This window comes from Streptomyces mayonensis (assembly GCF_018982965.1).
Taxonomy (GTDB): domain Bacteria; phylum Actinomycetota; class Actinomycetes; order Streptomycetales; family Streptomycetaceae; genus Streptomyces; species Streptomyces mayonensis.
Genome location: NZ_JACBYP010000001.1, coordinates 1 through 26025, shown reverse-complemented (window position 1 = coordinate 26025; position 26025 = coordinate 1). Strand labels below are relative to the sequence as shown.

Genomic DNA, 26025 nt, shown 5'->3' with positions numbered 1-26025 from the left:
GCCTCGTCCCCACCGGCTGAACTTACGAGACCACAATCCGGCTTGACCGGGCGGTCGGTGAAGCTGCGCACGAACTACCGCAGCACGCAGGAGATCCTGCGCTGGCCCACGGCGCTGCTGGTCGGCGGTCCTGTCGCCCGGTTGGGGGACGCCGAACTTCGGATTCGGGACCCACGTACAGCGCCCTCCAGTACACCGGCGTCCGCGTGTCCCACCACAGCACCGGTCGTGTGACGTCACTCTGAGCCGTTCCTCCGCACGTAATCGACTCGGAGGAACGGACGATCTGTCCAGGTGAGGACCCGCGGGGCTGGATTTGTGTGGGGAGGGACGTAACCAACCGGTGCGATACAGGGAGTTCGGCCTCAACGGTGAACAGAAGGTAGCTAATATCGCCTCAATCTCAGCGAGAGGGGGAGGACTTTTTGACAGACGCATCCGGTGATCATTCCACTGCCAAGTGGTTGGCAGTGCTCGGTGGACTCGCCTCCGTGGTCTCGATCCTGGCCTGGCTGGGCCTGAGCGACGCGGCCGAGCTGAAGGACCTGTTGACCAGCTCGTCCCCATCGAGTTCCAGCACGACCCCGTACACTCCCCCGTCGACCGCCGACACCACCGATGACCCCGGTATGAAGGAGAGGAACACCGACGACGAGTCCGGGCCCGAGTCACCGACGCCCACTCCGGATCCCACGGAAGAGGCATTCAAAGCCGTCTCCGTCAGCGACTGCCTGGCGGTCCACGACACGGGCCGGGGAGGCGCCACCAGTATCGACTGGAGCTCCGATGCGCCTCCGGACCCCGTGCCCTGCGCTGACGTGCGGGCTCAGGTTCAGGTGACCGCCACCGACACGGACTGCCCCACCGGCTACGGGAAGTCGTACTGGAGCTACTGGTCCGACGCCACCAGCACCACCACGAAGCTCTGTCTCACCCGCATCTACCACGCCAACTACTGCCTCCTCGGCCAGCAGTCCGGCGACTCGATCTCCCTCGGCCTGATGACGGCCGTGGACTGCCAACGCAAGCCGGTGCCTTCCCCGTACAACCAGATCATGAGCATCACAGGGGTCTACCGCGCCCCTGCGGGCGCCAACGCGAACAACTGCCTCCGGGTGGCAGGCGACCAGACGCCCTACTGGACTGCCCTGGTGGACGACGGCGCCACGCTGCTGTGCACCACGATCTACCAGGGTGGCTGACGGGGACACCAGTTCCTCCCTCATCTCCCGACTGCGGGTGCAGGAAGGCCCGTTAGCGCTCGGCAGTACTCCCGTATGCATGTGTTTCGACACGTCACCGGTCGCCTGACGGCACGCTAAGGTTCCGCTCAAGGGGAGGAGCGGGCCGTTGTACGGCTCGCCGAATCAACGCGCGGAGACGGCAGGCGGAGGTGCAATGCACCCCGCAGTTCGGCCGGCCGCGGAACAGTCTGGGGGAACACGCCATGACAGATGTGCCGAGACACGTCGCCGACGCGGACGAGGCCGACGAAACCGCCGAAGCCGCCGACCAGAAGGTGGTCGAGCAGGAGCAGGCCGCGATCAGGGACTTCGTCAAAGGCCTGAGCGGGGACGACATCAAGTCGGGCAACTGGTTCACCAAGCTCGCCGCTCATGCCATGAACACGTACACCGAGAAGGTCGACTGGCAGTACTTCCAGGACCGTTACGCGGGTGTGCCCGCGGATGTCATCGTGGACCAGCGGATCAAGATGGCGGCCCGGTACGCCGCGCTCGAAGGCGGTCTTTCCGCCGGGGCCTACACGGCGACCGTCGCCGCCACCATCGGGACTCTCGGGGGTGCCTCGCCGGCTACGGTCCCCGCGGCCGTGGCGACCATGACGGTCGACGTCGCCTTCCTCACCCAGCTCCAGCTCCGCCTGGCCTACGACATCTCCGTTCTCTACCGGGTGCCACTCGACGTGCACGACCCCGACGACCTGTGGAAGCTCATACGCGTGGCGCTGACCATCAAGAGTGGCGAAGTGGCCAACAAGACCGTGTCCAAAGCGGTCCCGGTCATGGTGCGACCGTTGGTCAAGCGCTTCTACTCGAAATCGGCGCTCGCCGCCGGAAAAGCACTGCCCGTCGTCGGAAAGCACCTCCTGCAACGCAACGTCATCAAGATCGGCATCCCGCTGGTCGGCGTCCCCCTCTCCGTCCTGCTGAACCGCTACACCACGCTCGTCGCCGGCCGGCACGCGCGGGCCGTCTTCCGCAACGAGGCGCGGGTGATCGAAATCGCCGCGAGGATCAGCGAGCGCAGTCGGCACCCGCAGTTGGTGGTGTGGGTCGCGTGGCTCGTCATCAGGGCGAACGCGAAGGCCAGGATCGCCGACGACGAGGCGCTGCTGATGCGGCATCTGGTAAGGATGGTCAGAGAGCGGCACCAGGTCGTCGATGAGCAGCTCGCGCAGGTCGTCGACATCGACCCGGCCGAGGTGTGGAAGCGTGTGGACGCCGAGCCGGGTGATCTCAGCGACGTTCTCGACGCGGCGGAGCGGGTGGCCACCGTGGACGGTGACGTCAACTCCCGTGAGAAGGCGATCCTCGCGGAGCTCGGGGAGCGGTGCCGCCGGGACTGACGTCGTCGCACGGCACCGCGCGCACGCCACCCCCGGCGGAACGCCTGCGCCTGCCCAGAGGTTCACCGAAGCCGGGCAGGCGCGACGGCATCGCAGATCCGCCGACGACGCGGATCGTCCGGGGCCGGCGTCCGGATGCGGTCACCGCCAGGCGGTCGCCTCGGTGCCGTGAATGCAGTAGTAGTCGTACGTGCCTGCACCGCCCGACTTGGGGACCGCGCAGCCGGCGACCTCGAACTCGCCGTCGCCCACATGCACCATCGGGGTGTACTGGTCGTCGTCGAAGTGGATCTCGGCACTGCGTTTGGCCCCTCCGGTCGCCTCGATGGTGACCAAGTCGCCCTTGCTGCCGTGCTCGATCTTCGCCCACACGGCCTGGCACTCCTCGCTGTAGCGGAGTTGGAGGACCGCCGGGTTGCTGGTGGCCGGCTTGAAGGTGCGCGCGCCCTCGTCGCAGCCCTGACGGCCGGGATTCTTCCCCTCACACGCCTCGCCCGGACAGGTCGGTTCCTCCAACACCTTGTTCAGGACGTGCTCCCCGAGCGGGGAGAGGACCGCGGCCGTCAATGATCCGACGATCGCCACGGCATAGGCCACGATCGTCGTGTTGCTCAACCGGCGCCGTCCTGTGGGCTGCTGGGAGTCGGTGGGCTGTGGGGCGGACTGGGAAGGCTGTGTGGAGGGTTCGGGAGGCGTAGCAGGGCTTCCGTTGTTGCTGCTTGTGGTCATGAAAACCGCCTGGTGCTCTGGCCTGGAAGAGGCAGGATCCATCCCATGGGGTCACGGGGAAGAGCACACGCCGGGTTGCGCGGGCTGCCCGCCCGACTCATGTCTTCGCTGGTCGTGTGCTTCTTGTTCCGAGAAACGACACCCGCCGGGCCGGGCAACGGGGCGCGCGGGAACGACGGGAGGGCGCGCGACGCGCGGGACCGGTTCTCCCGTACAACACCCGCCTGTACACCCGCACGGCGTGCTCTTCACCGCCACTCCAGGAACAGCGTGCGGTTGGTCAGGGACTCGTGGACGATGCGGGTCGCCTTGCCTTCCCCCGAGGTCGGCACGGCCCGGAAGTCGGTCCCGTCGCTCCAGTGGCCATACCGGTCGTTGGGCAGGTGGACGGCGACGATGAACCGCATGCCGTCCGTCGAGACCAGCATCCCCTCGGCGATCATGGGGTTGGCATTGATCTCGCTCGGGTGAACCACCGGGATCTCCGCTCCCTCCACACGACCGGAACGGGCGTCCACGGCCCGGAAGGAGCCGGACTGGCCCCGGCACAGCACCTGCTCGTCACCGATCCAGCCGAGGATGCCCACGCATCCGCTGAGCAAGGTGGCCGAGTGGGCCGACGACTCCGTGAGCGGCCCGGAAGAGTCCGGCGTGTCGAAGACGTGCCCGAAGACCTTCGGCGCCGTCGCCGTGAGGCGGCGGCCGTCGGGAGCGAGGTGGACCATGTTCGCCTGGACGGCGTGCGGGGGCTTGCCGGAGACGACCAGAGGGAGATCGTGTCCGGCCGCCGGGCCTTCGTCCGACACCCCGTGGTCCCCCTCGGCGGGCCGGGAGCCGATCCTGTACTCACCGTCGGAGTCGGTGTACGTGAACCACACACTGCGCCCGTCGGGCGACATCACGGCGTTCTGCTCGTCGTCGCCCGTCGCACGGCTCAGACGTACGGAGTCGTCGGAACCGGTGCCGCTTTCCAGGAAGCCGGCATGTGTGCTCTTGCCGTCAGGGTCCCGGAACACCACCGCCATGCGGGTGAACGCCAGGTCGAACAGGGCGCGGACCCGCGGGGACATGTACTCAAGGTCGTCCACGCCGTAGGGAGACGGCTCGGTCGGCATCATGGCGCACAGGTCTACGAGAGGGCTGTTGACCGCCTTCATTTTCGGGAAGTTGGCGAGAGCGACGTCGTCCGGAAGCCGGAAGTAGCGCTGCCCGCGCGGCTCCCACCGCTCGGCGTCCCATGCCTGCACCAGGACGCCGACGCCACCCGAAGCCGAGCCACAGGTCGCTGTGATGACCGTGTCCTCGCGGGTGAAGGGACTGTCCGGAAGGGCGTACTCCCGGTTTCCGTCGTCGGGAGCCGAGGGTACGGACGTCGGCGTGTTCCGCTTCTCCTTGCTCGGTTCGGCGCTGCATCCCTGGACGCACAGCACGGCCAGGAGAACTAGGGCCGCGATTCTGCCGACTATACGACGCACTTCGACAGATCCTCTTGGTCGCACAGCCTCCATGGCTGGACGACGAAAACCCATTCCTGCCGGGGGTCCAAGGGCGCGGAATCCGTGTGTATGCGCAAGGGCTCTCCCTTGCCGTCCTTCAACTGGATCCACTGCGTTCTCTGGTAGGAGTCGGTGTAGCGGACCTTCAGGCCCCACTCGCACGACTGCCCTGGTGGCGCGATCGCCTGCACCTTGAAACCGCCCGCCGGCTGGCCGCCTCCGACCTCGATGTAACGCGTGCTGAAGTAGGGCTCGCCCTGTCCCTCGGTCTCGTCGCTCAGCACGGGTTCGCCGGCGAGAGGCGGAAGGTGGAGTTGGATGCCTTCGTAAGCCGATCCGCCCTGCCTCGGCAGCACAACCACGGTGTGACCGGTGCTCTTCCGACAGGTGAGGTCGGTGATCTTCCAGCCGGTGATGATCACCGAGGTGGACCGGGTGCTCATCACGTTCATCTGGAACACGTCGGCGTATCTCCCGATGGCCTCCGACGCCAGCTGCCTCTTGTACCGTTCGGGGGCGTACTCCATCGCGGCCTCGTGCGCGAGCGGGTGACCGCCCAGTTCCTTCAGGTACGAGAAGGCGGCCGATCGGTTGCCGCCGGCCACCAGCTTCCGCTTCTCGTCGGGAGTCAGGGCCCGGTCGAGAACCATCGTCCAGGTATCGGGCTCGTCCTCCTCCGGCCGCACGGACACCGTGAACGGCACCTTGTCGGCGTCGTACTCCGCGTTGGAGTCGTTCTCCTTGACGACGCCGGGTTCGATCATGACGTATCCGATCAACGTGTCCCGGAAGACGGCCACGAAGGCGAGCAACAGCATCACGACCAGGGTCACCGCTCTTCGACGCCGGGATGAACCCGGCGCCAGGCCGAGCGTCTCGGCGACGATCGAGGCGAGACTCTCCCGAGACCCGCTGCTCTCGTCGGCGTCGCTCGACTGCGAGGGTTGCGCGGACGGGGTCGGCGCGTCACCTGCGGAGTGGTCCTCGGCCTGCCCGTCCGGTGCGGCCGGCTCCGCCTGGCTGTCGGCCGCAGCGTCCGACTGCGGCTGCGGATGCGGCTGCGGATGCGGCTGCGGTCTGCCGTCCGACGACCCGGTTGTCGTCATACGTGTTCTCCCCCCACCACCTGAAACCGTTCAATCCTTGCTCGGTTTCCGGCCTTTCACCACAGCTGTGCCATGCAAGGAATCGGACGCGGGTCCGAAGGCCCCGTCCCCTCGGCCCAGCCCGGGGACGGGCGCGCGAGGGTTACTTCTGCTTGACGTCCGTGCAGTTGACGTCCTCGTCCGGCAGGCGGCCCGTGGTGAGGAAGTCGACCGTCGCCTTGTCGGCACAGGCGGAGCCCGTGTCGTAGACGTAGTGGCCGCCGTTGTCGACGCCGAGGAAGGCCGAGCTGTCGCCGAGGGCCTTGTGGAGGCCGACGGCGCCCTCCCACGGTGTGGCGTTGTCCCGGCGGTTCTGAAGGATCAGCGTGTTGCGGGGGCCCTTGCCGGTCACGGTGACGGGCTGCTCGTTCGGCTTGTCCCAGTAGGCGCAGGTCCAGATGTTGCCCGGCATTCCCGCGGTGAGGGGCCACTCCTCCCGGTCGGCGGCGGCGCGCTCGGCGTAGCCGTCGGCGTCGTGCGGCCATTCCGCGTCGCCGCAGGTGAGAGCCAGGAACATGGTGGCCTGATTGTCCGCGGGGACGCCTGGGGACGTGGGGGCGTCGGCGAAGACCTGCTCGAGAACCGCCTTGTCCGCCTCGGTGACGCTGCCGTCGGCCAGGTCGGCGGCGGCCTTCCAGAAGGCGGTCAGCGGTGCGAGCGTTTCGTTGCGCTGGAGCATGCTGTACGTGATGTTCCGCAGGAGCGGCCCGTCGAGGGAGAGCGGCGTGCCGGGTACGGGGGCGGGCTTGCGGTCGAGTCGGTCGGCCAGGTCCAAGTAGGTCTGGGTCACCTTCTCGACGCTGTCGCCCAGTCCCAGGGTGCCGTCCTGCGCGGCGGCGACGGCGGCCGCGTCGGGGAAGCGGTCGGCCATGCCCTTGCCCCAGGTGTCCGCCACCTGGTCGGCCCACACCTTGGTGGGGTCGACGTTGCCCTCCAGGATCATCCGGTCGGTCTGCTTCTGGAACAGGGACCGGTAGACGGCGCCGAGGTAGGTGCCGTAGGACTGGCCCCAGTAGGAGATCTTGCGCTCGCCGAGCGCTTCGCGTAGGCGGTCCATGTCGCGGGCCGTGTTGGCCGTGGTGAAGTGTTTCAGCTTGTCGCCGGCCCCTTCGGCGCACGTGTCGGCGTTGGCCTTGGCCAAGGCCGCGTTCTTCGTGATCGAGCCGTCCGCGGCGGGGTACGGGAAGAGGGAGGCCACACTGGGGTCGTCGAGACCGCAGCTCTGCGGGGTGCTGTGCCCGACGCCGCGCGGGTCGAAGCCGATCAGGTCGTAGCTGCCCAGAACGGACTTCGGCAGGGTGGACGCCATGGTCGCCGGCATGTCGAGGCCGCCCAGGGCCGGTCCGCCGGGGTTCAGCAGCAGGACACCGCGCCGCTCGCCGGTCTTGGCGGCGGCCAGCCGTGAGACCGCCACCTCGATCTTCTCGCCGTCCGGGTTGTCGTAGTCCAACGGGACCTTGAGCGAGCCGCAGTCCAGTTCCGGGGCTCGCTTCGCGCCCTTGGCCGGCTCGGGGCACTCGCCCCAGGTGATCTTGGGGGTGTCCGCGCCTTGCGGAGCCGCCTCGCTCCGGTGCGCCGCCCCGTCCTGCGTCGCCGACGTGTCCTCGGCCGTCCCGTCGCACGCGGTCAGCGCGGCTCCGGCAAGCGTCGAAACGACCAGTGCCGCGGCGAACCGGCGTCCTCCCGGAAGTCCGTGCCATCCGGAACTGTGCGTCCTGCTCACGGTGTTGCCCCTCTGCTGCTCGGCTCGGCGGACCAGTGGTCCGGCCGCTGTGCTGTCAGCCGTCGAGTCAACTGGAGGTCGTCCGCACGGGGCTTCACCCCGGAGTGGACAGCTCGGGTAGCTCGCTCGGGTGACCACAGGGGCGACGGCACGTGCGACGATGCTGTCGGCGGCCAGGCACCGGCTTCCTCGCTCCGTACCGCAGGGGCGCCGGACGCTCAGCCCCGGCCGTCGTTCCCTGCCACACCTGCCTGATACGCCAGAACAACCGCCTGTACGCGGTCGCGCAGGTCCAGTTTGGTGAGGATGCGGGAAACGTACGTCTTCACGGTCTCGGAGCTGATGACCATTTCGGAAGCTATTTCGGCGTTCGACAGTCCTTTGCTGATCAGGACGAGGACCTCGTACTCGCGGACGGTGAGGACCTTGAGACGTTCACGCTCGGGCGAGGTGCGGGCGGTGGGACGCAGCCGTTCGGCGTGGCGGCCGATCAGGGCACGAGTGACGGCGGGGGCCAGGAGGGACTCGCCGCGGGCGACGGTGCGTACCGCCTGGATCAGCTCGGGCGGTTCCGCGTCCTTGAGCAGGAAGCCGCTGGCGCCGGCGCGCAGGGACTCGTACACGTACTCGTCGACGTTGAAGGTGGTGACGATGAGGATTTTCGCGGGGTTGGGAGACTCCGGGCCGGCCAGGTGACGCGTGGCCTCGATCCCGTCGAGCAGCGGCATGCGGATGTCCATGACGATGACGTCCGGCTTCAGCTCCTCCGCGCGGCGGACCGCGGCCCGGCCGTCCGTGACCTCCCCCACGACCTCCATGTCGGGCTGGGCGGAGAGGATGGTGACGAACCCGGCGCGCACGAGGGCCTGGTCCTCACAGATCAGTACTCTGGTGACGTCCGGTGGAACACTCATGCTGCACATCCTGCGGGTAGGTGTGCGTGCACGCGAAACCCGCCCCCGGTACGGAAGCCCGCCGCGAACTCGCCGCCCAGCATCTCCACTCGTTCCCGCAGCCCGGCCAGGCCCCGGCCTCCGGACATGTGCGGGCCGCCGTCCCGGAGGGCGGCGGACTCGGCCGCCTCGTCGGCGTTGCCCATGGTGGTGACCTCGACCTCGGTCCAGTCGGGGGTGTGCACGAGTCGTACCAGTGTCCGGTGGTCCGCGGCGTACTTCACGGCGTTGGTGAGGGATTCCTGCACGACGCGGTAGACCGCGAGGCGGGCGCCCGCCGAGAGGGCCGGCGTGCCTTCCTCGATCAGCTCGACGGGCTGACCGCCCGCGCGGATCTGCTCCACCAGGTCGGACACCCGGCCCGGCATCACCGGTCGCTCCTGGGGCTGCCGGCGCTTCTGGGGCTCCTGGGACTCCTGGGACTCCGAAGCGCCGGTTGCCTCCAGCACACCGAGGAGGAAACGGAGTTCGGCCAGTGCGCGGCGGCCGGAGCCGTTGATGGCGTTCAGGGAGTCGGCCATCCGGTCCGGCGACTCGGTGAGGTACTGGGCCGCGCCGGCCTGGACCACCATCGCGGTCACATGATGGGTCACCACGTCGTGCAACTCCTTTGCCATACGGCTGCGTTCCGCGGCGATGGCCACCTGTGCGGACAGGTGCCGGCGTGCGGCCTCCTGGGCGCGTTGCCTGCGCACCAGGGCACCCAGTCCCCACGCCACCATCACGACCAGGTAGTAGAGCAGGTAGTCGACCAGACCGGCGGGCGAGCCCAGCGCGTGCAGGGCGACGCAGAAGAGCACGTATCCACCCGTCGCCGCCAGTGGTGCGGCCCACCGGACGTGATGCTGATGAGCACCCGCGGAGTACAGCGCGATGTACAGGCCCACGGTGCCGATGGTCGGAGGGCAGCCGAGGGACTGGTGGAGCGCGAACGACGCCCCCACCACCGCGAGGCAGGCAGCCGGCCACCGGGTCCGCACCGCGAGTGGCAGAGTCAGCCCCAGTGTCAGCAGCACGCTCGCCACGGAGGCACCGTGCACGGCGAGGTCGCCGAACTGCGCCCCGATACGTGACAGGGGCGGGGTGAAGGCCAGCACCATGAGGACGAGCGCGAACTCGCGGTTCCTGGCAGCGACGGGGCGTGCTTCCCACCAGCTCCACAGCAGGCGCAGCCGGGTGGCCGCGGCGACCGGCAGGCTCGGGCGGGAGGGAAGACCTCCGCCCTTGGCCGGCAACGCGTGTCCGGCCCGGGAAGGGGGCGCCGCCGATCCGTCGGTCACTGAACTGCCCCGGCGTGGAACGGGTTTCGGGCAGGCAGGTGATACGCCGCGCCCGAGGGATCAAGAACTGCCTGCTCTTCCATAGTCACCCATGATCGATCCATTGCGGCGCCGGACGGCATGAGGGCCGGGCCGTGGCAGGTGCCCCGTGATTCACCGCCGCCTGCGGGCAGAACCCGCCCGGCATGCACACCACTTGGCACCGTAGGCCGGACGCCACCGCCCGACGAATCTAACGCCTGGCGCGGGGCGGAGACAGTCGCAGCCCCGGCCGCGGGTGAGCGGCAGACGGCATCGGTGCGGCCGCCGTCCCCGCGTGCTCGTCGGCCGCAGCCCGACTGAACGACGACCCGGTACCCGCGGAGCGTGCCCGTACGTTCACGTCCGTTCACGCAGTGTGCGGATCGAGGGCTTCCTGCGGATCGCGCGCGCGTTCCGCCTCCTCCGGGTCGCCACCCTCGGCCCCCGCCGCCATCGGTGCGAGGGCCTTCCCCAGGAGGTGCGCCAGGCTGGTCAGCTCGTCCGGGGACAGGCGTGCGAACGGCGTCAGGGCCAGCGTCGCCCCGATGACCGCCTCCCGCACCCGTCGACCCTCCTCCGTCAGCGCCACCACGCGTGAGCGGCGGTCCGCGGGGTCGGCGGAGCGTTCGGCGAGGCCGCGGTTGGTGAGCTGGTTCATGACGAAGCTGAGGTTGGGTGCGTTGCAGTAGAGACGGCCGGCCAGCTCCTTCATCGAGGGCGGCGCCTGGTCCGGGTCGATCGCCCACAGGGCGTGGGCGGTCGCGGGGGTCAGGCCGTGTTCCGCCAGGACGGCCTCGACCCGGTCACTGGTCTGCAGGAAGAGCTCGTGGTTCGCCGCCACCACCGTCTCGAGGGTGCTTCGCGTCATGGGTCCCATCCTAGCCTTTTTACTTCGAGACTCGAAGTGTATGTTTGACCCCTGTTACTTCGAGGCTCGAAGCAACAGGGGGTAGGTCCGTCCTGCATCCAGCCGCACAGGAAGCACTCACACATGTACGACTACACGCGCACCACCGCCCTGGTCACCGGAGCATCGAAAGGGCTGGGTGAGGCCTACGCACGGGAACTGGCCTCCCGCGGCGCCCACTTGGTGCTGGTCGCCCGCTCGGGCGACGCGCTCGAGGCCCTTGCCGGGCAGATTCGCGAGGCGCATTCCGTCCGCGTCGACGTGATCGCCGCGGATCTTTCGGACCGGCGCTCGCCGCAGGCCGTCGTCGACGCCGTCGACGAGCTCGGCCTGGACATCGATCTTCTGGTCAACAACGCCGGGACGGGGGCCGTGGGGCCCTTCCTCGGCCGTCCCCTCGGCCCCACTCTCCAGTCCGTCGACGTGAACATCACCGCGTTGGTCGGCCTCGTGCACCTCCTGGGCGCCCGCATGGTCGCCCGCGGCCACGGCGGTATCGTCAACGTCGCCTCCACCGCCGCCTTCCAGCCCATGCCGTACCAGGCGAGCTACGCCGCGACCAAGGCCTTCGTACTCTCGTTCACCGAGGCGCTCGCCGAGGAGGTGCGAGGCACCGGCGTGCGTGTGATGGCGGCCCATCCGGGAGCCACCGACACCGGCTTCTTCGACGGTACGACCGCGTCCATGAACCCGAAGGCCACGGACGCTCCGGCCGACGTCGCCGCCAGGACGCTCGACGACTTCGCGCGTGGCCGGTTCCTCTCCTTCCCCGGCCGCGCCTCCCAGCGCGCCGGAGCCTTCGTACCGCGTCTGCTGCCCCGCGGCACCGTCACCCGCCTGACCGGCAACCTGAACCGCAAGGTGGGGTTCCAGGACGTCAGCGACCTCGACCCCGCCCGGGAGAAGTGATGACCGGGTTGAGTGAGCCGCTGCGCCTGGGCAGCGGTGCCGTGCTGCCCAACCGGATCGCCAAGGCCGCGATGGAGGAGTTGCTGGCCGCGCCGGGGCAGGTGCCCGGTGACGCGCTCGTCACGCTCTACCGCCGCCTGGCCGCCGGTGGTGCCGGGCTCCTCGTCACGGGACACGTCATGATCGACCGCCGCGCGGTCGCCCAGCCCGGCGACGTCGTACTGGAGCAGGACACGCCGCTGGAGCCGTTCCGGCGGTGGGCTCGGGCCGGGCGGTCGGCGGGCGGGCAGGTCTGGATGCAGATCAATCATCCCGGGCGCGTCATACCCAAGGACCTGGCCCGCACCACCTGGGCCCCCTCGGCCGTGCCCATCGAGGTCGGCGGTCTGTCCAGCATGTACCCGACCCCCCGGCCGATGAGCGACCAGGACATCGAGGCGACCGTGGAGCGCTTCGCCGTGACCGCGCAGCGGGCCCGTGAGGCCGGCTTCGACGGGGTGGAGGTCCATGCCGCACACGGCTATCTCCTCTCCCAGTTCCTCTCCCCCCTGGTGAACCGGCGGGACGACCGGTGGGGCGGCAGCCTGGCCAACCGCGCCCGGCTGCTGCTCGACGTGGTGGGCGCGGTGCGCGAGCGCGTCGGTACGGGCTTCGCCGTGGGCGTGAAACTGAACTCGGCCGACTTCCAGCGCGGCGGCTTCGACACCGACGACGCACGTGACGTCATCAAGATGCTCGCCGACGTGGGAGCGGACCTGGTGGAGCTGTCCGGCGGCAGCATCGAGAGCCTGGCCACCGCCGGCGCCCCGGCGGACGGCCGCACCCTCGCCCGCGAGGCGTACTTCCTCTCCCTCGCCCGGCAGCTCGTGGACACCTCTCCGCTGCCGCTGATGCTGACCGGCGGGATCCGGCGTGGCGCGGTCGCCCAGGAGGTGATCGACTCCGGGGTCGCGGTGGCGGGCGTGGCCACGGCGCTGGCGATCGATCCCACTCTGCCCCGGCACTGGCTGGCCGGTCGCGAGGTGTCGGCCGAGCCGCCACGCACCCGGCTGCGGAACAAGACCTTCGCCGCCGCGGCCCTCCAGTCCGTCACCTCACGGCGGCTCTCGCGCCTCGGACACGGCAAGTCGTCCAGGACGCCCTACTCCCCCGTCGTCGCCCTTCTCCTCGAACGCCTCGTCCGAGCGCGGCGCCTGCGCGGCTATCTGAAGTGGCACACGCCCGGCTGAGCCCGGCCACGCTTCCCGGGCGGCACCGGCTCCCGGCTGAACCCGGCCACGCTTCCCAGGCGGCACCCGCTCCCGGCGGAAGCGGCGGGCCCGGTCGCCCTCGCCCCGGCAGCTCCCTCAGCCGGGCGTGCCTTCCTCGCTGCGGCGGTTGGCCCGGTCCACCTCGGCCATGTGTGTCTCCGCCCATTCCCGGAGCGCGGCCAGCGGTTCCTCCAGGGACAGGCCGAGGGGAGTGAGCCGGTAGTACACGCGCGGCGGAACCGTGGCCTCCACCCTGCGGCCGGCCAGTCCGTCCCGCGTGAGGCCCTGGAGGGTGACCGACAGCATCTTCTGCGACACGCCGGGCATCCTGCGCTGCAGCTCCGCGAAGCGGATCTCCTCCGGGGACGCCTCGGCAAGGACCTTGACGGCCATGGAGGTCCACTTGGTGCCGATCCGGTCGAGCAGGCGCCGGGTGGGGCACTGGGGGTCGAACAGGTCCCCCCGGCGGCCGTTCGGGGAGCGTGACGTCGAGGGGGTCACCTGGAGCTCACCACCTGTGGCAGAAGTGCGGTCTTGGCCCACTCACCCTAGTTACCTATCGTTCTGTTGTCACCATTGGTAACTACCCTATTTGCCCTACTGCCTACTGCCTACTGCCTACTGCCTACTGCCTACTGCCTACTGCCTACTGCCTCAGGGCTGCCCAGGAGGATCCGTGTCTGTCACTCTTCGGCGCATCGCCGTCAACGGCGTCGAGCTCAACGTGGCGCTTCAGGGGGAGGGTCCCGCCGTCCTGCTGCTGCACGGGTTCCCGCACACCTGGCAGGTGTGGACCCGTGTCATCGACCGCCTCTCGGAACGTCACCGGGTGATCGCCCCGGACACGCGGGGAGCGGGGGCCAGTACGCGGGCCGCGGGCGGGTACGACGCCGCGACGCTGGCCCGTGACGCCGAGGCACTGCTCGACGCCCTGGGGGAGCGGTCGGCAGCCGTGGTGGGCATCGATGCCGGTACTCCCCCGGCCTTTCTGCTCGCCATGCGGCGGCCCGACCTCGTCACCCGGCTCGTGGTCATGGAGTCGCTGCTGGGCACACTGCCCGGCGCCGAGTCGTTCCTTGCCCGGGGGGCGCCCTGGTGGTTCGGCTTCCATTCCGTGCCCGGGCTGGCGGAGACGGTGCTCACCGGGCACGAGGAGCAGTACATCGACTGGTTCCTCGACACCGGATCCCTCGGGGAGGGCGTCGAGCCCGCCGTGCGGGATGCCTTCGTACGTGCCTACACCGGGAGCGAGGCCCTGCGCTGTGCCTTCTCGTACTACCGGGCGCTGCCCGCCAGTGCCGAGCAGATCCGGCAGTCCGTCGCGGGCGGCGGCCGGTTGACCGTGCCCACCATGGCCGTCGGTGCCCGGCCGGTGGGAAGGGCCCTGGAGCAGCAGCTGCGGCCGGTCACCGATCGCCTCGTCGGTCACCTCGTCGAGGACTGCGGGCACATCATCCCGCTGCACCGTCCCGAGCGGCTGCTCGGTCTCCTCGTGCCGTTCCTGGGCGGACCTCAGCCGGCCACGCCCAGCGCCGTGAGCAGCATGGGCAGGGAGGCGTGCAACTCGCGTTCCCAGTAGGGCCAGCCGTGGGTTCCGGGGCCGTAGAAGTGCGTCGTCACGTGCCGCGCGCCCACCCGGCGCAGTTCCTCGGTCAGGGCGTGGTTCTGGCGGTTGAAGTCCGCTTCCAGCGCGCTCGTGCTGCCCGGTGCGTCCAGGGGGCCTGTCGTGCCGTCGCCGCAGGAGAGGTAGACCGGGATCGACCTGAGCCGCTTGGCCAGGTGGAAGGGGTCGTGGGACTGCCAGACGCGGCGTTGGGCCACCGGGTCGCCCCAGACGCGGAGGGGGTCCTCGTCGCCGCCCGGTCCGGCGAAGAAGCCGAGGATGCGGTCGGTCGACTCGTCGTTGAGGAGGGGGTGCGCGGAGCCGGAGTAGGCCGCGGTCGCCCGGAACATGCCGGGGTGCCGGGCGGCGTACGACAGGGCTCCCTGGCCGCCCATCGACAGGCCGGCGACGACGCGGGTGCTGCCCGCGCCCCAGTCGCGCTCCAGCAGCCTGCGCAGTTCCACCGTGTGGAAGGTCTCCCAGGCCGGGTCGCCGCCGCGGCCGTGGTTCCACCAGTCGCTGTACCAGCCGTTCCAGCCGGCCTCGGGCATGACGACCAGGACGTCGCGCAGGCTGTCGGTCTCCGCCACGTCGGTCATCGCGGTCCACGAGGTGTAGTCGCCGCAGCAGCCGTGCAGGAGCCAGAGGGTGGGCCAGTGCCGGCGGTGCCGGCGGCCGTCGCCGAGGTCGTTCGGGGTCCAGCCGTCGGGCGTGAGGAGGCGTACCTTGACCGTGCGGCCGCCCAGGGCCGCCGACCGTACCGACAGGTCGACCTGCCGGTCCGCGACCTGGGTGACGGCGACCACCTCGGCGCCGGTGCGGTGGGCGGAGTCCGACGGTGTTCCGGCGGCGTGTGCCGAGGCCGTCGGGGTGAGGGCGGCCAGGAGGGCAAGGAGCAGGACCAGGAGGGCGGCCGGGGTCAGGAGGGCTCCGGATCCGGGGCGGGGCAGGACAGTGGGCGACTTACCGGGCACGGCGGCTCCCTGGGGATGGGTGGGTGCTCTTCGTCGCGTGGGGCGCAGAGCCTGGTGGGCACAGCCTGGTGGAGCGTCGCACCGACCGCCCCGGCCGAGTGCTGCGCACCAGTATCGGCCGGGCACAGCTCCCGTCAAGGTGATCCCCACGGTGACTTCCGGGGCCCGGAGTCTCAGGGGACCCTGGCGACACCGACGTAGAAGCCGCTGCGCTCCTGTACGGGTGCCGGTTCCTCCTGGTACCACTCGGGGGCGAAGACCAGTCCCGGGGCGACGAGTTGCAGCCCCTCGAAGAAGGGCTCGACCTCTTCGCGGCTGCGCATGCGCAGCGGGATCGCGCCCTTCTTGTACGCGGCCTCGGTCTCCTGCTTCAACTCCGGGTGCTGGTCCGCCGTGCCGTGCGACAGGAGCAGGAAACTGCCCGGAGCGAGCGCCTCGACGAGCCTGCGGACGACACCGTACGGGTCCTCGGCGTCCGGCATGAAGTGGAGGAGGGCAATGAGGGAGAGGGCCACGGGGCGGTCGAGGTCGAGGAGCCTGCCCGCGGGTTCGAGGATCGTCTCCGGCTGCCGCACGTCCGCGTGGAGGAAGTCGGTGGCGCCCTCGGGGCTGCTGGTCAGCAGCGCTTCCGCGTGACGCAGGACGATCGGGTCGTTGTCCGCGTAGACGATCCGGGCGGACGGCTCGATCGCCTGCACGACCTGGTGCAGATTGGGTTCGGTGGGGATGCCGGTGCCGATGTCGAGGTACTGGTCCACGCCGTTCCTCGCCAGCCAGGCGGCGGCGCGGTGCATGAAGGCGCGGTTGCGGGCGGCGTTGCCCCGCGCTTCTTCGGGGAGCGTCTCGCCGACCTTCTGGTCGACGGGGTAGTTGTCCTTTCCGCCGAGCAGCCAGTCGTAGACGCGTGCGGGGTGCGGCCTGCTCGTGTCGATGTCGGGTCTGGGTCCGGGAGTACCTGGTGTCACAGGGTTCTCCTCCTCCGTTCTCCTCAGTTGTTCTTCGGCGCCGTTCTTCTACGACGTCCCTCCGCGCCGTTCTCCCTCCGTGCTCCGTGCCGTTCTCCCTCCGCGCACGGGACATGCACGGGAGTTACGCGCAGGGAAGTTACGGATCCCACGGAGCCGGAGTCGTCAGCCTAGCCCGGCCGTGACCGTTCCGCCCTGGCCGAAGGGCTGTTGGCGGTGACCGCCCCCGCCTGGTCGGTGGCCGCCCCCGCGGGAACCCCGGCCGGCGGAAGTCCGGTCCGTCCGTGCCCCGCGCTCCGCCCCCGGGCATGCCAAGATGATGTTCCGGCAGTCACTCGCCTCGGTCTTTCCGCGGGCGGCGCACGAGTTGAGGACGGAGTCAGGCTGTATGACCTCCCTGAGCGGCGGCGAGAGCGCCGCCCACCCGAACCGGATCGACACGAGCAAGCCCCACCCCGCCCGGATGTACGACTACTTCCTCGGCGGAAAGGACAACTACGAGGTCGACCAGCGGGCCGCCGAGCAGTTCATGAAGTCGGCGCCCGAGGTACGCGAAGGGGTCCTCGCCAACCGGCACTTCCTGCACCGGGCGGTACGGCACGTGGTGGCCGAGGGCGGCGTCCGGCAGATCCTCGACATCGGCACGGGCCTGCCCACCGAGCCCAACGTGCACCAGGTCGCGCGGGCCCTGGCTCCGGAGACCCGGGTCGCGTACGTCGACAACGATCCCATCGTCAGCACCCACTCGCGGGCACTGTCGGACGACCCGGACACCGCTGTCGTACTGGCGGACCTGCGTGACCCGCGGGCGCTACTCGACCATCCCGAGGTCCGTGAGGTCATCGACTTCGACCGGCCGGTGGCGCTGCTGCTCGTGGCCGTCGTGCACTTCGTGTCCGAGGCGGAGGACCCCGCGGGCATCATGGCCACCCTCCGCGACGCGCTGCCCGACGGTTCGTACCTCGTGCTGTCGCATGCGACCGGCGACGCGCACGAGGACCGGCGGGAGGAGGCGGCGGCCGTCTACAGGAACGCCACCGCCTCCATGAACCTGCGTTCGCATGCCGAAGTCCTTGAGCTTTTCGGGGACTTCGACCTGGTCGAGCCGGGCCTGGTCCGGGTCACCGACTGGCGCCCCGACGAGGCCCGGCGCCCCGACGCCCCGGCGATCGGCATCTACGGCGGAGTCGCCCGCAAGAGTTCCTGAGGGAAAGCAGCCGCCGGACCCCGCCACGCCGGCCCTGCCCCGTCCGGCGTGGCGCTGCCCTGTGACGCCCGGGTCAGGGGGGAACGGCCGTCCACCCCCGCGCTCCCTGCCCCGCGCCCTGCCCCGCGCCCGGCGACGCGGGGCCGGTGAAGGCGGCGAAGTGGTGGCCGCTGCGGGTCGCCGTGGCCCGTCCCACGGCGACTCGGGAACCGGCTGGGTTCAGGTCTCGTACGCGCCGTCACCGCAGGACCGGTGACGCACCAGGCCGCATCGCGTGGCGCAGTGCGACGGAGAAAGCCTGGCGGAACAACGCGACCTCTGCCCCCACTTGTTGAATGCCGTTCACATGAAACGGTCGCAACCCTTGACGTGTCCCGGCTAACGGATGAAACATGCACACGCAGAGAGCGCTCCCTCACCCCCACTTCGTTCACTTCCCGAACAAGGAGAGCCGCCCCCCATGCCCTCTTCCCCCACACACTCCCCCACGCCCGAGCCCTCCGGCGTGCGTCGGCGCGCCGTCCTCGGTGCGGCAGCCGCCGTTCCCGTGCTGGCCGGTCTGGCCGGGGCGGGTGCCGCCGCCGCGGAGTCCGGCGACGGCACCGGCGAGAGCCCCGCCCGCACTCCCCGCGCGCTGCCCGGCGGCGGCGACCTGGGGCCGAACGTCATCGTCTTCGACCCCTCGACCGCGAACATCCAGGGCAGACTGGACGAGATCTTCAAGGAGCAGGAGTCGGCCCAGTTCGGCACCGGCCGCTACGCCCTGCTGTTCAAGCCCGGCACCTACAACGGCCTCAACGCCCAACTCGGCTTCTACACCTCGATCGCGGGCCTGGGCCTGTCGCCCGACGACACCACCATCAACGGGGACGTCACCGTCGACGCGGGCTGGTTCGACGGCAACGCCACGCAGAACTTCTGGCGTTCGGCGGAGAACCTGGCCCTCGTGCCGGTGAGCGGCACCAACCGCTGGGCGGTGTCGCAGGCTGCGCCCTTCCGGCGCATGCATGTGCGCGGCGGTCTCAACCTGGCGCCGGACGGCTACGGTTGGGCCAGCGGCGGCTACATCGCCGACAGCCGGATCGACGGCGAGGTGGGTCCGTACTCGCAGCAGCAGTGGTACACCCGGGACAGTTCGGTCGGCGGCTGGCTCAACGCCGTGTGGAACATGGTGTTCTCCGGTGTGGAGGGCGCACCCGGGCAGAGCTTCCCCGAGCCGCCGTACACCACGCTCGACACGACGCCCGTCTCCCGCGAGAAGCCTTTCCTGTATCTCGACGGCGACGAGTACCGCGTCTTCGTGCCGGAGAAGCGCACCGACGCCCGCGGTGTCTCCTGGGGCAACGGCACACCGCGCGGCACCTCGCTGCCGCTGTCCCAGTTCTACGTGGCCAAGCCGGAGGACTCCGCGGCCACGCTCAACCAGGCGCTGGAGGAGGGCCTGCACCTGCTGCTGACGCCGGGGGTCTACCACGTCGACCAGACCGTCGAGGTGCAGCGCGAGGGTACGGTCGTCCTGGGCCTGGGCTACGCCACACTGATTCCCGACAACGGTGTCACCGCCCTGAGGGTCGCCGACGTGGACGGCGTACGGCTGGCCGGGTTCCTCGTCGACGCCGGGCCGGACAACTCGGAGACGCTGCTGGAGGTCGGGCCCGAGGGCGCGTCCGCGGACCACTCGGCCAACCCGACCACCGTGCAGGACGTGTTCATCCGGATCGGCGGTGCGGGCCCCGGCAAGGCGACCACCAGCCTGGTCGTCAACAGCCGGCACACCATCGTCGACCACACCTGGATCTGGCGTGCAGACCACGGCGACGGTGTCGGCTGGGAGACCAACCGCGCCGACTACGGTGTGATCGTCAACGGCGACGACGTACTCATGACCGGCCTGTTCGTCGAGCACTTCAACAAGTACGACGTGCAGTGGAACGGCGAACGCGGCCGCACGGTCTTCTTCCAGAACGAGAAGGCGTACGACGCCCCCGACCAGGCCGCGATCCAGAACGGCTCGATCAAGGGGTACGCCGCCTACAAGGTCGCGGACGACGTCGCCGACCACGAGGGCTGGGGCCTGGGCAGTTACTGCTACTACAACGTGAACCCGTCCATCGTGCAGCACCACGGCTTCGCCGCACCGAACCGGGACGGGGTGCGGTTCCACGGGCTGCTCGTGGTGTCGCTGGGCGGCCAGGGGCAGTACGAGTGCGTCATCAACGACACGGGGTCGCCCACGTCGGGTTCGGACACCGTGCCGTCGAAGGTCGTGGAGTACCCCTGAGGACGCACGGGCGGAGCGCACGGGCGGAGCCGCCCGGGAAACGCTGAGGTGCCGAATGGGTGCCCCTGTCCCCCGTGGGTCTCCCGCGTGGGACAGGGGCACCCCCTTCGCCTCCGCCGACCGCTGGCGCTACCGCGTCGTTGTCGCGGCCGTCGGCGCCGGGGCGTAGCCGGTGGGCCGGGCCGTGAAGGTGCCGCGGCCCTGGGTGCGGCCGCGCAGCCGGGTCGCGTAGCCGAACAGCTCGGCCAGCGGCACGGTGGCGGTGACCGTGACCGCGCCGCCCCGGGTGTCGGAGCCGGTGACCCGGCCGCGGCGGGCGGCGAGGTCGCCGAGTGCGCCGCCGACCGCGTCCTCGGGCACGGTGACCGTGACCTCCACGACCGGTTCGAGCAGGACCATCTCCGAGGCGCGCAGGGCGTCGCGGAGACCGAACCGGCCGGCGGTGCGGAAGGCCGTGTCCGAGGAGTCCTTCACATGGGTCTGGCCGTCGGTGAGCGTGACCCTGAGGCCGGTCACCGGGTGCCCGCCGAGGGGGCCTTCGGCCAGCGCCTCCCGGCAGCCGGCCTCGACGGCCCGGACGTACTCCTGCGGCACGCGCCCGCCGACGACCGCCGAGCGGAACACGAAGCCGCCGTCCTCCCCGGTCTCCGGCCAGGGTTCCACGTCGAGGACCACGTGCGCGAACTGCCCCGCCCCACCGTCCTGTTTGACGTGCCGGTACACGAAGCCGGTCACTCCCGCGCCGACCGTCTCGCGGTGGGCCACGCCGGGGCGGCCCACGGCGACCTCCAGCCCGTGTTCGCGCCGGACGCGTTCCGCCGCGACCTCCAGGTGCAGTTCGCCCATGCCGGACAGCACGGTCTGTCCGGTCTCCGGGTCGGTCCGCACGGCCAGGGAGGGGTCCTCCTCGGTCAGCCGGGCCAGCGCCGACGCCAGTTTGCCGGTGTCGGCGGCGCGGCGCGCCTCGACCGCGACGTGCACGACCGGTTCGGCCACGCCCGGCGGTTCCAGGAGCAGCGGGGCACCCGGGGCGCACAGCGTCGAACCGGCACGGGCGGACTTCAGCCCGACCACGGCGACGATGTCCCCGGCCGCCGCCCGCTCCAGCGGGTCGTGCCGGTCGGCGCGGACCCGCAGGATGCGGCCGATGCGCTCGGTACGGCGCGTGCCCGCGTCCCACACGGTGTCTCCCTTCTCGATCGTGCCGGAGTAGACCCTCAGGTACGTCAGCCGTCCCGTCGGGGTGGCGTTCACCTTGAACGCCAGTGCCGCCATGGGCTCCGCCGCGTCGGCCCGGCGTTCCTGCTCGGCGCCGTCGTGGGTGCCGCGTACCGGCGGCACGTCCAACGGCGAGGGCAGGTACGTCACCACGGCGTCCAGCAGTGGTTCGACGCCGCGGTCGCGGTAGGCCGAGCCGCACAGCACGACCACGCCGTCACCTGTGCGCGTCAGGTCGCGCAGGGCACCGGCGAGGGTGGCCCCGGTCAGCGTCTCCCGGTCGCAGAACTCCTCCAGCGCGGCGGGGTGCCGTTCGGCGACCGCCTCCTCCAGCAGCCGTCTGCGGTGTGCCGTCTCCTCGCGCAGAGCGTCGGGCACCGGCCCCTCCTCGGGCGTCCTGGCACCGTCCGCCCACACGAGCGCGCGCATCCGCAGCAGGTCGACGACGCCGGTGAAGGCGTCCTCGGAGCCGATGGGCACCTGCACGACCAGGGGTACGGGGTGCAGCCGCTCGCGGATCGAGGCGACGGCCGCGTCGAGGTCGGCGCCGGCCCGGTCCATCTTGTTGACGAACGCGATCCTGGGCACACCGTGCCGGTCGGCCTGGCGCCACACCGACTCGCTCTGCGGTTCCACTCCGGCGACCGCGTCGAACACGGCGACCGCTCCGTCCAGCACCCGCAGGGAGCGCTCGACCTCGTCGGCGAAGTCGACGTGCCCCGGCGTGTCGATCAGGTTGATCCGGTGACCGTCCCAGCGGCAGCTGACGGCCGCGGAGAAGATGGTGATGCCGCGGTCGCGCTCCTGCGGGTCGAAGTCGGTGACGGTGGTGCCGTCGTGGACCTCGCCGCGTTTGTGGGTGGTACCGGTGGTGTAGAGGATCCGCTCGGTGACGGTGGTCTTGCCGGCGTCCACATGGGCCAGGATGCCCAGGTTGCGGACGGTGGTGAGGGAGTTGGCGGGGTTGTTGGTGTGGGTGTGGGTGTGAAGGTTGGTGTGGGTGCTGGTGTGGGCGCGCACGGCCGGTGGCCTCTCGCTGCTCGGTGGTGACCGATCGGTGGACAGGGGCGCGCGCGATTCCCGGGACGGGAAGGTGAACGTGAACGTGAACGTGAACGTGGCCGAGCCACGGACGACCGGCCCGTCGAGGACGGGCGGGTGGAGGTGACGGTACGTCAGATGCCGGTCCCGGGCATCCGGTGCCGGCCGCGCAGCGGGCACCGGACGGCCGAAGACACCAGGATCACCTCGTACCGGGACGGGGGAACGACGGCAGCGGTGCTGATACGCACGGCCCGGCTCCCCTCACTCGGTCTCGCGTCACTCGGTCTCCCGGTGACGTGGTGAGTGTAGGGAGGAGGGAGGTGCTGCCGCACCGTGTTTTCCGGCAGGCCCACGTGTTCAGGCGGGGTCACGTGTTCCGGCGGGGCCACAGAACGCCGAATGCCGACCGGGTTCTCTCCCGGCCGGCATCCTTCTTTTTCTTGCTTTGTGTCCGAGGGGGGACTTGAACCCCCACGCCCGTTAAAGGGCACTAGCACCTCAAGCTAGCGCGTCTGCCATTCCGCCACCCGGACCAGGTGCCTGTCGTGGCGCGGGAGTGTGCCCCGCGGCGACATGGACAACCATACCAAGGTTTCGCAGCACCTTTCACCTGCGTTTCCTTCCCCCGAGCGGCGGTCTGGGACGGACGGGGCGAGACCTCCCCAGTGCCGCACCATGAGTGACTGACTGATTACCCAGGGTCCGCTTCCGCGTCGTCGGCCGGCGCCCAGATGCCGGTGCCGGCCGACAGTGCGGAAGCGGACACCGGGAGCTGCTGCGGCAAGCGGTCGAGCGGGTCGCGCCCACCGCGGTGGACCGGGCCTTCGCGCAGTCGCCGGACCGGCAGGGAATCGGCCGACCCGCACGGCTTCTCCGCCGTCCCGGGCTTTCGCACGGCCGGACGGCCCACCCGCAGTACGCGCAGTACGCGCAGTACGCGAAGTGGGCCGCCCGTTCCGTGCCGGTGTCCGGGTCAGCTCCGTGCCCGTGTCCGGGTCAGCGGTGGCGCTTGCGCAAGGCTGCCAGGTTGTCGTAGCTGATCTTGGCCTCGCGCAGCGACTGTGCGGGGTCGGTGGCGCTCGGGGAGTTGTCGTCCTCGATCATCGGGTTGTGGTAGTTGCGCTGCCCGACCCTGGAGAAGAAGGTCGTGTAGTCGATGACGCCCGTGCCGAAGGGCACCATGTCGTAGCCCTGGCCGTTGGTGGTGTCGACGACGCCGTCCTTGGCGTGGAACAGCGGGTAGCGCCGGTTGTGGCGGACGACCAGCCCGGCCGGGTCGAAGACGTTCTTCCTGGTGGAGCCGTCGTGGGCGGTGTACTCGTGGAACTTGTACTGGGCGACGTGCGCCCAGAAGATGTCCATCTCCAGCCACACGACGCGCGGATCGGTGATCTTGAGGAAGTACTCCAGCTTCCGGATGCCGGAGCTGGCGGTCGGCCGGCCCTGGTCGTCCAGCGGGCCGCCGTCGAGCAGGAATCCGTAGGCGCCGTCGTGGTTGTGGGTGTACAGCTTGATGCCTTCGCGGTGGGCTATGGCACCGAGGGCGTTCCACTTGTCGGCGGCGACGTCCCAGTCGGCGCGGTAGGAGCTGTTGGTCGGGTCGCCACCGGTGCCCATGTGGTCCATGCCCAGGATGTTGGCGATCTCCAGGTGCTTCTTGAAGGTCTCCTTGTCCTCCTTGGTCAGCGGCCAGGAGGACGGGATGAAGCCGTGGTTGCCCTGGGCGCGCAGACCGTAGTCGTCGAGCCAGGAGCGCAGCAGCCTGGCGCCCTTGACCGATTCCAGGCTCGCGCCGCCCGGGGCGTTGGCGTGCTGGTTGTATCCGGCGAACTCGACCTGCCGGTAGCCGTGGCGGGCCAGCTGCTTGAACACCTCGCGGAAGCCGGAGGGCAGGTCGGAGGCGAGCGGGTCGCGGGCGGTGGCGTCACGGACGGTGTAGAGGATGATGCCGCGCTTGTCCGCGGGGACGAGGAGCTGGCCTCGCCCGTGTCCGTGTCCGTGTCCGTGTCCGTGTCCATGACCGTGGTCATGATCATGCCCGTGGCCTCTGCCGCCGTCGTGCGCGAGGGCCGGGGAGGCCCCGAAGACCGGCGCCGCGACGGCGCCGGCCGCCACGGCGGTGCAGGTGCTCAGGAAGCGGCGCCGGTCGACGCCGAGGGCGCGGCGCAGGCCCTCCCCCGGGCCGTCGGCGGACGGGGCCGTGGTGGTGTCGGTGCGCGAAGGGTCGGTGAACGGGGTCACGGGTGCCTGCCTTCTGGGTCGTGGCCTGCCTCGTTGCGGCTCGGGCGGGCCGTTGTCAGTGCCGTGTGTTTCACTCTCAGTAGTCGGATTCGGGCGGCGTCCCGGTGGGTCCCACCAGGTGGGTCAGCCGAGTCCGGCGAGCTGGAGCAGGAGTTGTTTCACATCGGTGGCCGCGACGCGGTCGCCGACAGCGCGGGGGGTGGAGCAGATGAGGAGCGGACCGTCGTCGTCGCTCGCGGGGAGGCGGCCGTGGCTGCCTCGAATAGGTGAGGCGTCGAGGGGCACGACCGCCATGCGGTAGCGCATGCCGAGCTTCTTGCGGGCCAGGGCGGTGGCCGCCTTGACCTTGACGTAGGGGTCGAGCGGATCCATGAACAGCTCGACCGGGTCGTAGCCGGGTTTGCGGTGGATCTCCACAAGCTGCGCGAAGTCGGGCGCGCGGTCGTCGTCGAGCCAGTAGTAGTACGTGAACCAGGCGTCCGGCTCGGCGACGGCGACGAGTTCGCCGGCCCGCGGATGGTCGAGGTGCTGGGCCTTCTTGCCTTCGTCGTCGAGGAGTTCGGCGATGCCGGGCAGCCCTTCCAGGGCGGCTCGGGTGGCGTCGAGGTCCTCGGGGCGGCGGACGTACACGTGGGCGATCTGGTGGTCGGCGACCGCGAAGGCACGGGAGGCCATCGGGTCCAGGTACTCCATGCCGTCCTGGGTGTGCACCTCGATCAGTCCGGCGCGGCGCAGGGCGCGGTTGATGTCCACGGACCTGCTCACGGGGGTGATGCCGTACTCGGACAGCGCGACGACGGTGCGGCCCTCGGCGCGGGCGTCGTCGAGCAGCGGGGCCAGCGCCTCGTCGAGGTCGGCGGCGGCCTTCAGGGAGCGCGGGTCGTCGGGGCCGAAGCGCTGCAGGTCGTAGTCGAGGTGAGGGAGGTAGCACAGGGTCAGGTCGGGGTGCCGGGTCGCCATGATGTGCCGGGTGGCGTCGATGATCCACTGGCTGGAGACCAGGTCCGCGCCGGGCCCCCAGAAGTGGAAGAGGGGGAAGGTGCCGAGTTTTTCGGTGAGTTCGTCGTGCAGGGCCGGGGGCCTGGTGTAGCAGTCGGGTTCCTTGCGGCCGTCGGCGTAGTAGACGGGACGGGGGGTGACGGTGATGTCGGTGTCGGCGCCCATGGCGTACCACCAGCAGATGTTGGCGACGGTGTAGCCGGGGTGGGCGCGGCGCGCGGCGTCCCAGAGCTTGTCGCCCGCGACGAGCCCGTTGTGCTGGCGCCACAGCAGGACGTCGCCGAGCTCGCGGAAGTACCAGCCGTTGCCGACGATGCCGTGCTCGGCGGGCATCGTGCCGGTCAGGAACGTGGACTGGGCGGCGCAGGTGACGGCGGGCAGGACGGTGCCGAGCGGCGCGCGGGAGCCGGACTGGCCGAGCTGCTTGAGGTGGGGCATGTGGTCGAGGAGACGGGGGGTGAGGCCGACGACGTCGAGGACGAGGAGGGGGGTG

At 70.4% G+C, this 26025-nt stretch carries 20 protein-coding genes and 1 tRNA gene; 7 read left to right on the top strand and 14 right to left on the bottom strand.

Annotation, left to right across the window (positions count from 1 at the left end):
- Positions 1-425 precede the first annotated feature (425 nt).
- Positions 426-1202 carry a hypothetical protein gene (locus tag HZS56_RS00105; protein WP_216718524.1) on the top strand — a complete coding sequence of 259 codons (777 nt, stop codon included), beginning with the start codon at positions 426-428 and terminating at the stop codon, positions 1200-1202.
- Positions 1203-1447: 245 nt separating this feature from the next.
- A complete protein-coding gene (locus tag HZS56_RS00100; protein WP_216718523.1) occupies positions 1448-2587 on the top strand; it encodes a hypothetical protein in 1140 nt (379 codons plus the stop codon).
- Between the two features lie 141 nt (positions 2588-2728).
- Here HZS56_RS00100 and HZS56_RS00095 read toward each other — a convergent pair whose 3' ends face one another.
- From HZS56_RS00095 to HZS56_RS00065, 7 genes are all read right to left on the bottom strand, one after another.
- Positions 2729-3202, bottom strand: coding sequence for a DUF2690 domain-containing protein (locus HZS56_RS00095; RefSeq protein WP_253913477.1), 474 nt, complete (start codon positions 3200-3202; stop codon positions 2729-2731).
- A gap of 362 nt (positions 3203-3564) precedes the next feature.
- Complete coding sequence (locus HZS56_RS00090; protein ID WP_308407945.1) at positions 3565-4791, bottom strand: hypothetical protein; 1227 nt, start codon at positions 4789-4791, stop codon at positions 3565-3567.
- Positions 4779-5918, bottom strand: coding sequence for a hypothetical protein (locus HZS56_RS00085; RefSeq protein ID WP_216718521.1), 1140 nt, complete (start codon positions 5916-5918; stop codon positions 4779-4781). The genes HZS56_RS00090 and HZS56_RS00085 overlap by 13 nt, the downstream gene beginning before the upstream one ends.
- 142 nt (positions 5919-6060) lie before the next feature.
- Positions 6061-7680 carry an alpha/beta hydrolase gene (locus tag HZS56_RS00080; protein WP_216718520.1) on the bottom strand — a complete coding sequence of 540 codons (1620 nt, stop codon included), beginning with the start codon at positions 7678-7680 and terminating at the stop codon, positions 6061-6063.
- Positions 7681-7898: 218 nt separating this feature from the next.
- Positions 7899-8594 (bottom strand): response regulator, encoded by a 696-nt coding sequence (locus HZS56_RS00075; protein ID WP_216718519.1) that lies wholly within the window; start codon positions 8592-8594, stop codon positions 7899-7901.
- Positions 8591-9913 carry a sensor histidine kinase gene (locus HZS56_RS38850; protein ID WP_216718518.1) on the bottom strand — a complete coding sequence of 441 codons (1323 nt, stop codon included), beginning with the start codon at positions 9911-9913 and terminating at the stop codon, positions 8591-8593. The genes HZS56_RS00075 and HZS56_RS38850 overlap by 4 nt, the downstream gene beginning before the upstream one ends.
- Positions 9914-10301: 388 nt before the next feature.
- Positions 10302-10802: a MarR family winged helix-turn-helix transcriptional regulator gene (locus tag HZS56_RS00065; protein ID WP_216718517.1), complete on the bottom strand. Its 501-nt coding sequence runs from the start codon at positions 10800-10802 to the stop codon at positions 10302-10304.
- Positions 10803-10925: 123 nt separating this feature from the next.
- On the opposite strand from HZS56_RS00065, the gene HZS56_RS00060 reads away from it, so the two are divergent.
- Together HZS56_RS00060 and HZS56_RS00055 are read left to right on the top strand one after the other, a co-directional pair.
- Positions 10926-11750, top strand: coding sequence for an SDR family NAD(P)-dependent oxidoreductase (locus HZS56_RS00060; RefSeq protein WP_216718516.1), 825 nt, complete (start codon positions 10926-10928; stop codon positions 11748-11750).
- Positions 11750-12979 (top strand): NADH:flavin oxidoreductase/NADH oxidase family protein, encoded by a 1230-nt coding sequence (locus tag HZS56_RS00055; protein WP_216718515.1) that lies wholly within the window; start codon positions 11750-11752, stop codon positions 12977-12979. The genes HZS56_RS00060 and HZS56_RS00055 overlap by 1 nt, the downstream gene beginning before the upstream one ends.
- A 117-nt stretch (positions 12980-13096) precedes the next feature.
- On the opposite strand, the gene HZS56_RS00050 is transcribed toward HZS56_RS00055, so the two are convergent.
- Positions 13097-13501: a winged helix-turn-helix transcriptional regulator gene (locus HZS56_RS00050; protein ID WP_216718514.1), complete on the bottom strand. Its 405-nt coding sequence runs from the start codon at positions 13499-13501 to the stop codon at positions 13097-13099.
- A 175-nt stretch (positions 13502-13676) separates the two neighbouring features.
- Here HZS56_RS00050 and HZS56_RS00045 point away from each other — a divergent pair, with 175 nt between their 5' ends.
- Entirely contained in the window at positions 13677-14579 is a 903-nt protein-coding gene (locus HZS56_RS00045; protein ID WP_308407944.1) for an alpha/beta fold hydrolase, read from the top strand.
- On the opposite strand, the gene HZS56_RS00040 is transcribed toward HZS56_RS00045, so the two are convergent.
- Positions 14513-15526 (bottom strand): alpha/beta hydrolase, encoded by a 1014-nt coding sequence (locus tag HZS56_RS00040; protein WP_216718672.1) that lies wholly within the window; start codon positions 15524-15526, stop codon positions 14513-14515. The genes HZS56_RS00045 and HZS56_RS00040 overlap by 67 nt on opposite strands.
- Positions 15527-15750: 224 nt before the next feature.
- A complete protein-coding gene (locus HZS56_RS00035; RefSeq protein WP_216718513.1) occupies positions 15751-16542 on the bottom strand; it encodes an SAM-dependent methyltransferase in 792 nt (263 codons plus the stop codon).
- Between the two features lie 388 nt (positions 16543-16930).
- On the opposite strand from HZS56_RS00035, the gene HZS56_RS00030 reads away from it, so the two are divergent.
- On the top strand, positions 16931-17749 hold the full coding sequence (locus HZS56_RS00030) for an SAM-dependent methyltransferase (RefSeq protein ID WP_216718512.1): 819 nt from the start codon (positions 16931-16933) through the stop codon (positions 17747-17749).
- Between the two features lie 460 nt (positions 17750-18209).
- Entirely contained in the window at positions 18210-20030 is a 1821-nt protein-coding gene (locus tag HZS56_RS00025; RefSeq protein WP_216718511.1) for a pectate lyase-like domain-containing protein, read from the top strand.
- A 129-nt stretch (positions 20031-20159) separates the two neighbouring features.
- Here the strand turns inward: HZS56_RS00025 and fusA are convergent, their stop codons facing one another.
- The 4 genes from fusA to HZS56_RS00005 form a co-directional block, all read right to left on the bottom strand.
- A complete protein-coding gene (gene fusA, locus HZS56_RS00020; protein ID WP_216718510.1) occupies positions 20160-22268 on the bottom strand; it encodes an elongation factor G in 2109 nt (702 codons plus the stop codon).
- A gap of 472 nt (positions 22269-22740) precedes the next feature.
- Positions 22741-22825 (bottom strand) — tRNA-Leu (locus HZS56_RS00015).
- A 463-nt stretch (positions 22826-23288) separates the two neighbouring features.
- Positions 23289-24533, bottom strand: coding sequence for a sugar phosphate isomerase/epimerase family protein (locus tag HZS56_RS00010; RefSeq protein WP_216718509.1), 1245 nt, complete (start codon positions 24531-24533; stop codon positions 23289-23291).
- A gap of 123 nt (positions 24534-24656) precedes the next feature.
- Positions 24657-26025 (bottom strand): alkaline phosphatase family protein (locus HZS56_RS00005; protein ID WP_216718508.1); only part of this gene is annotated, 1369 nt, incomplete at its 5' end.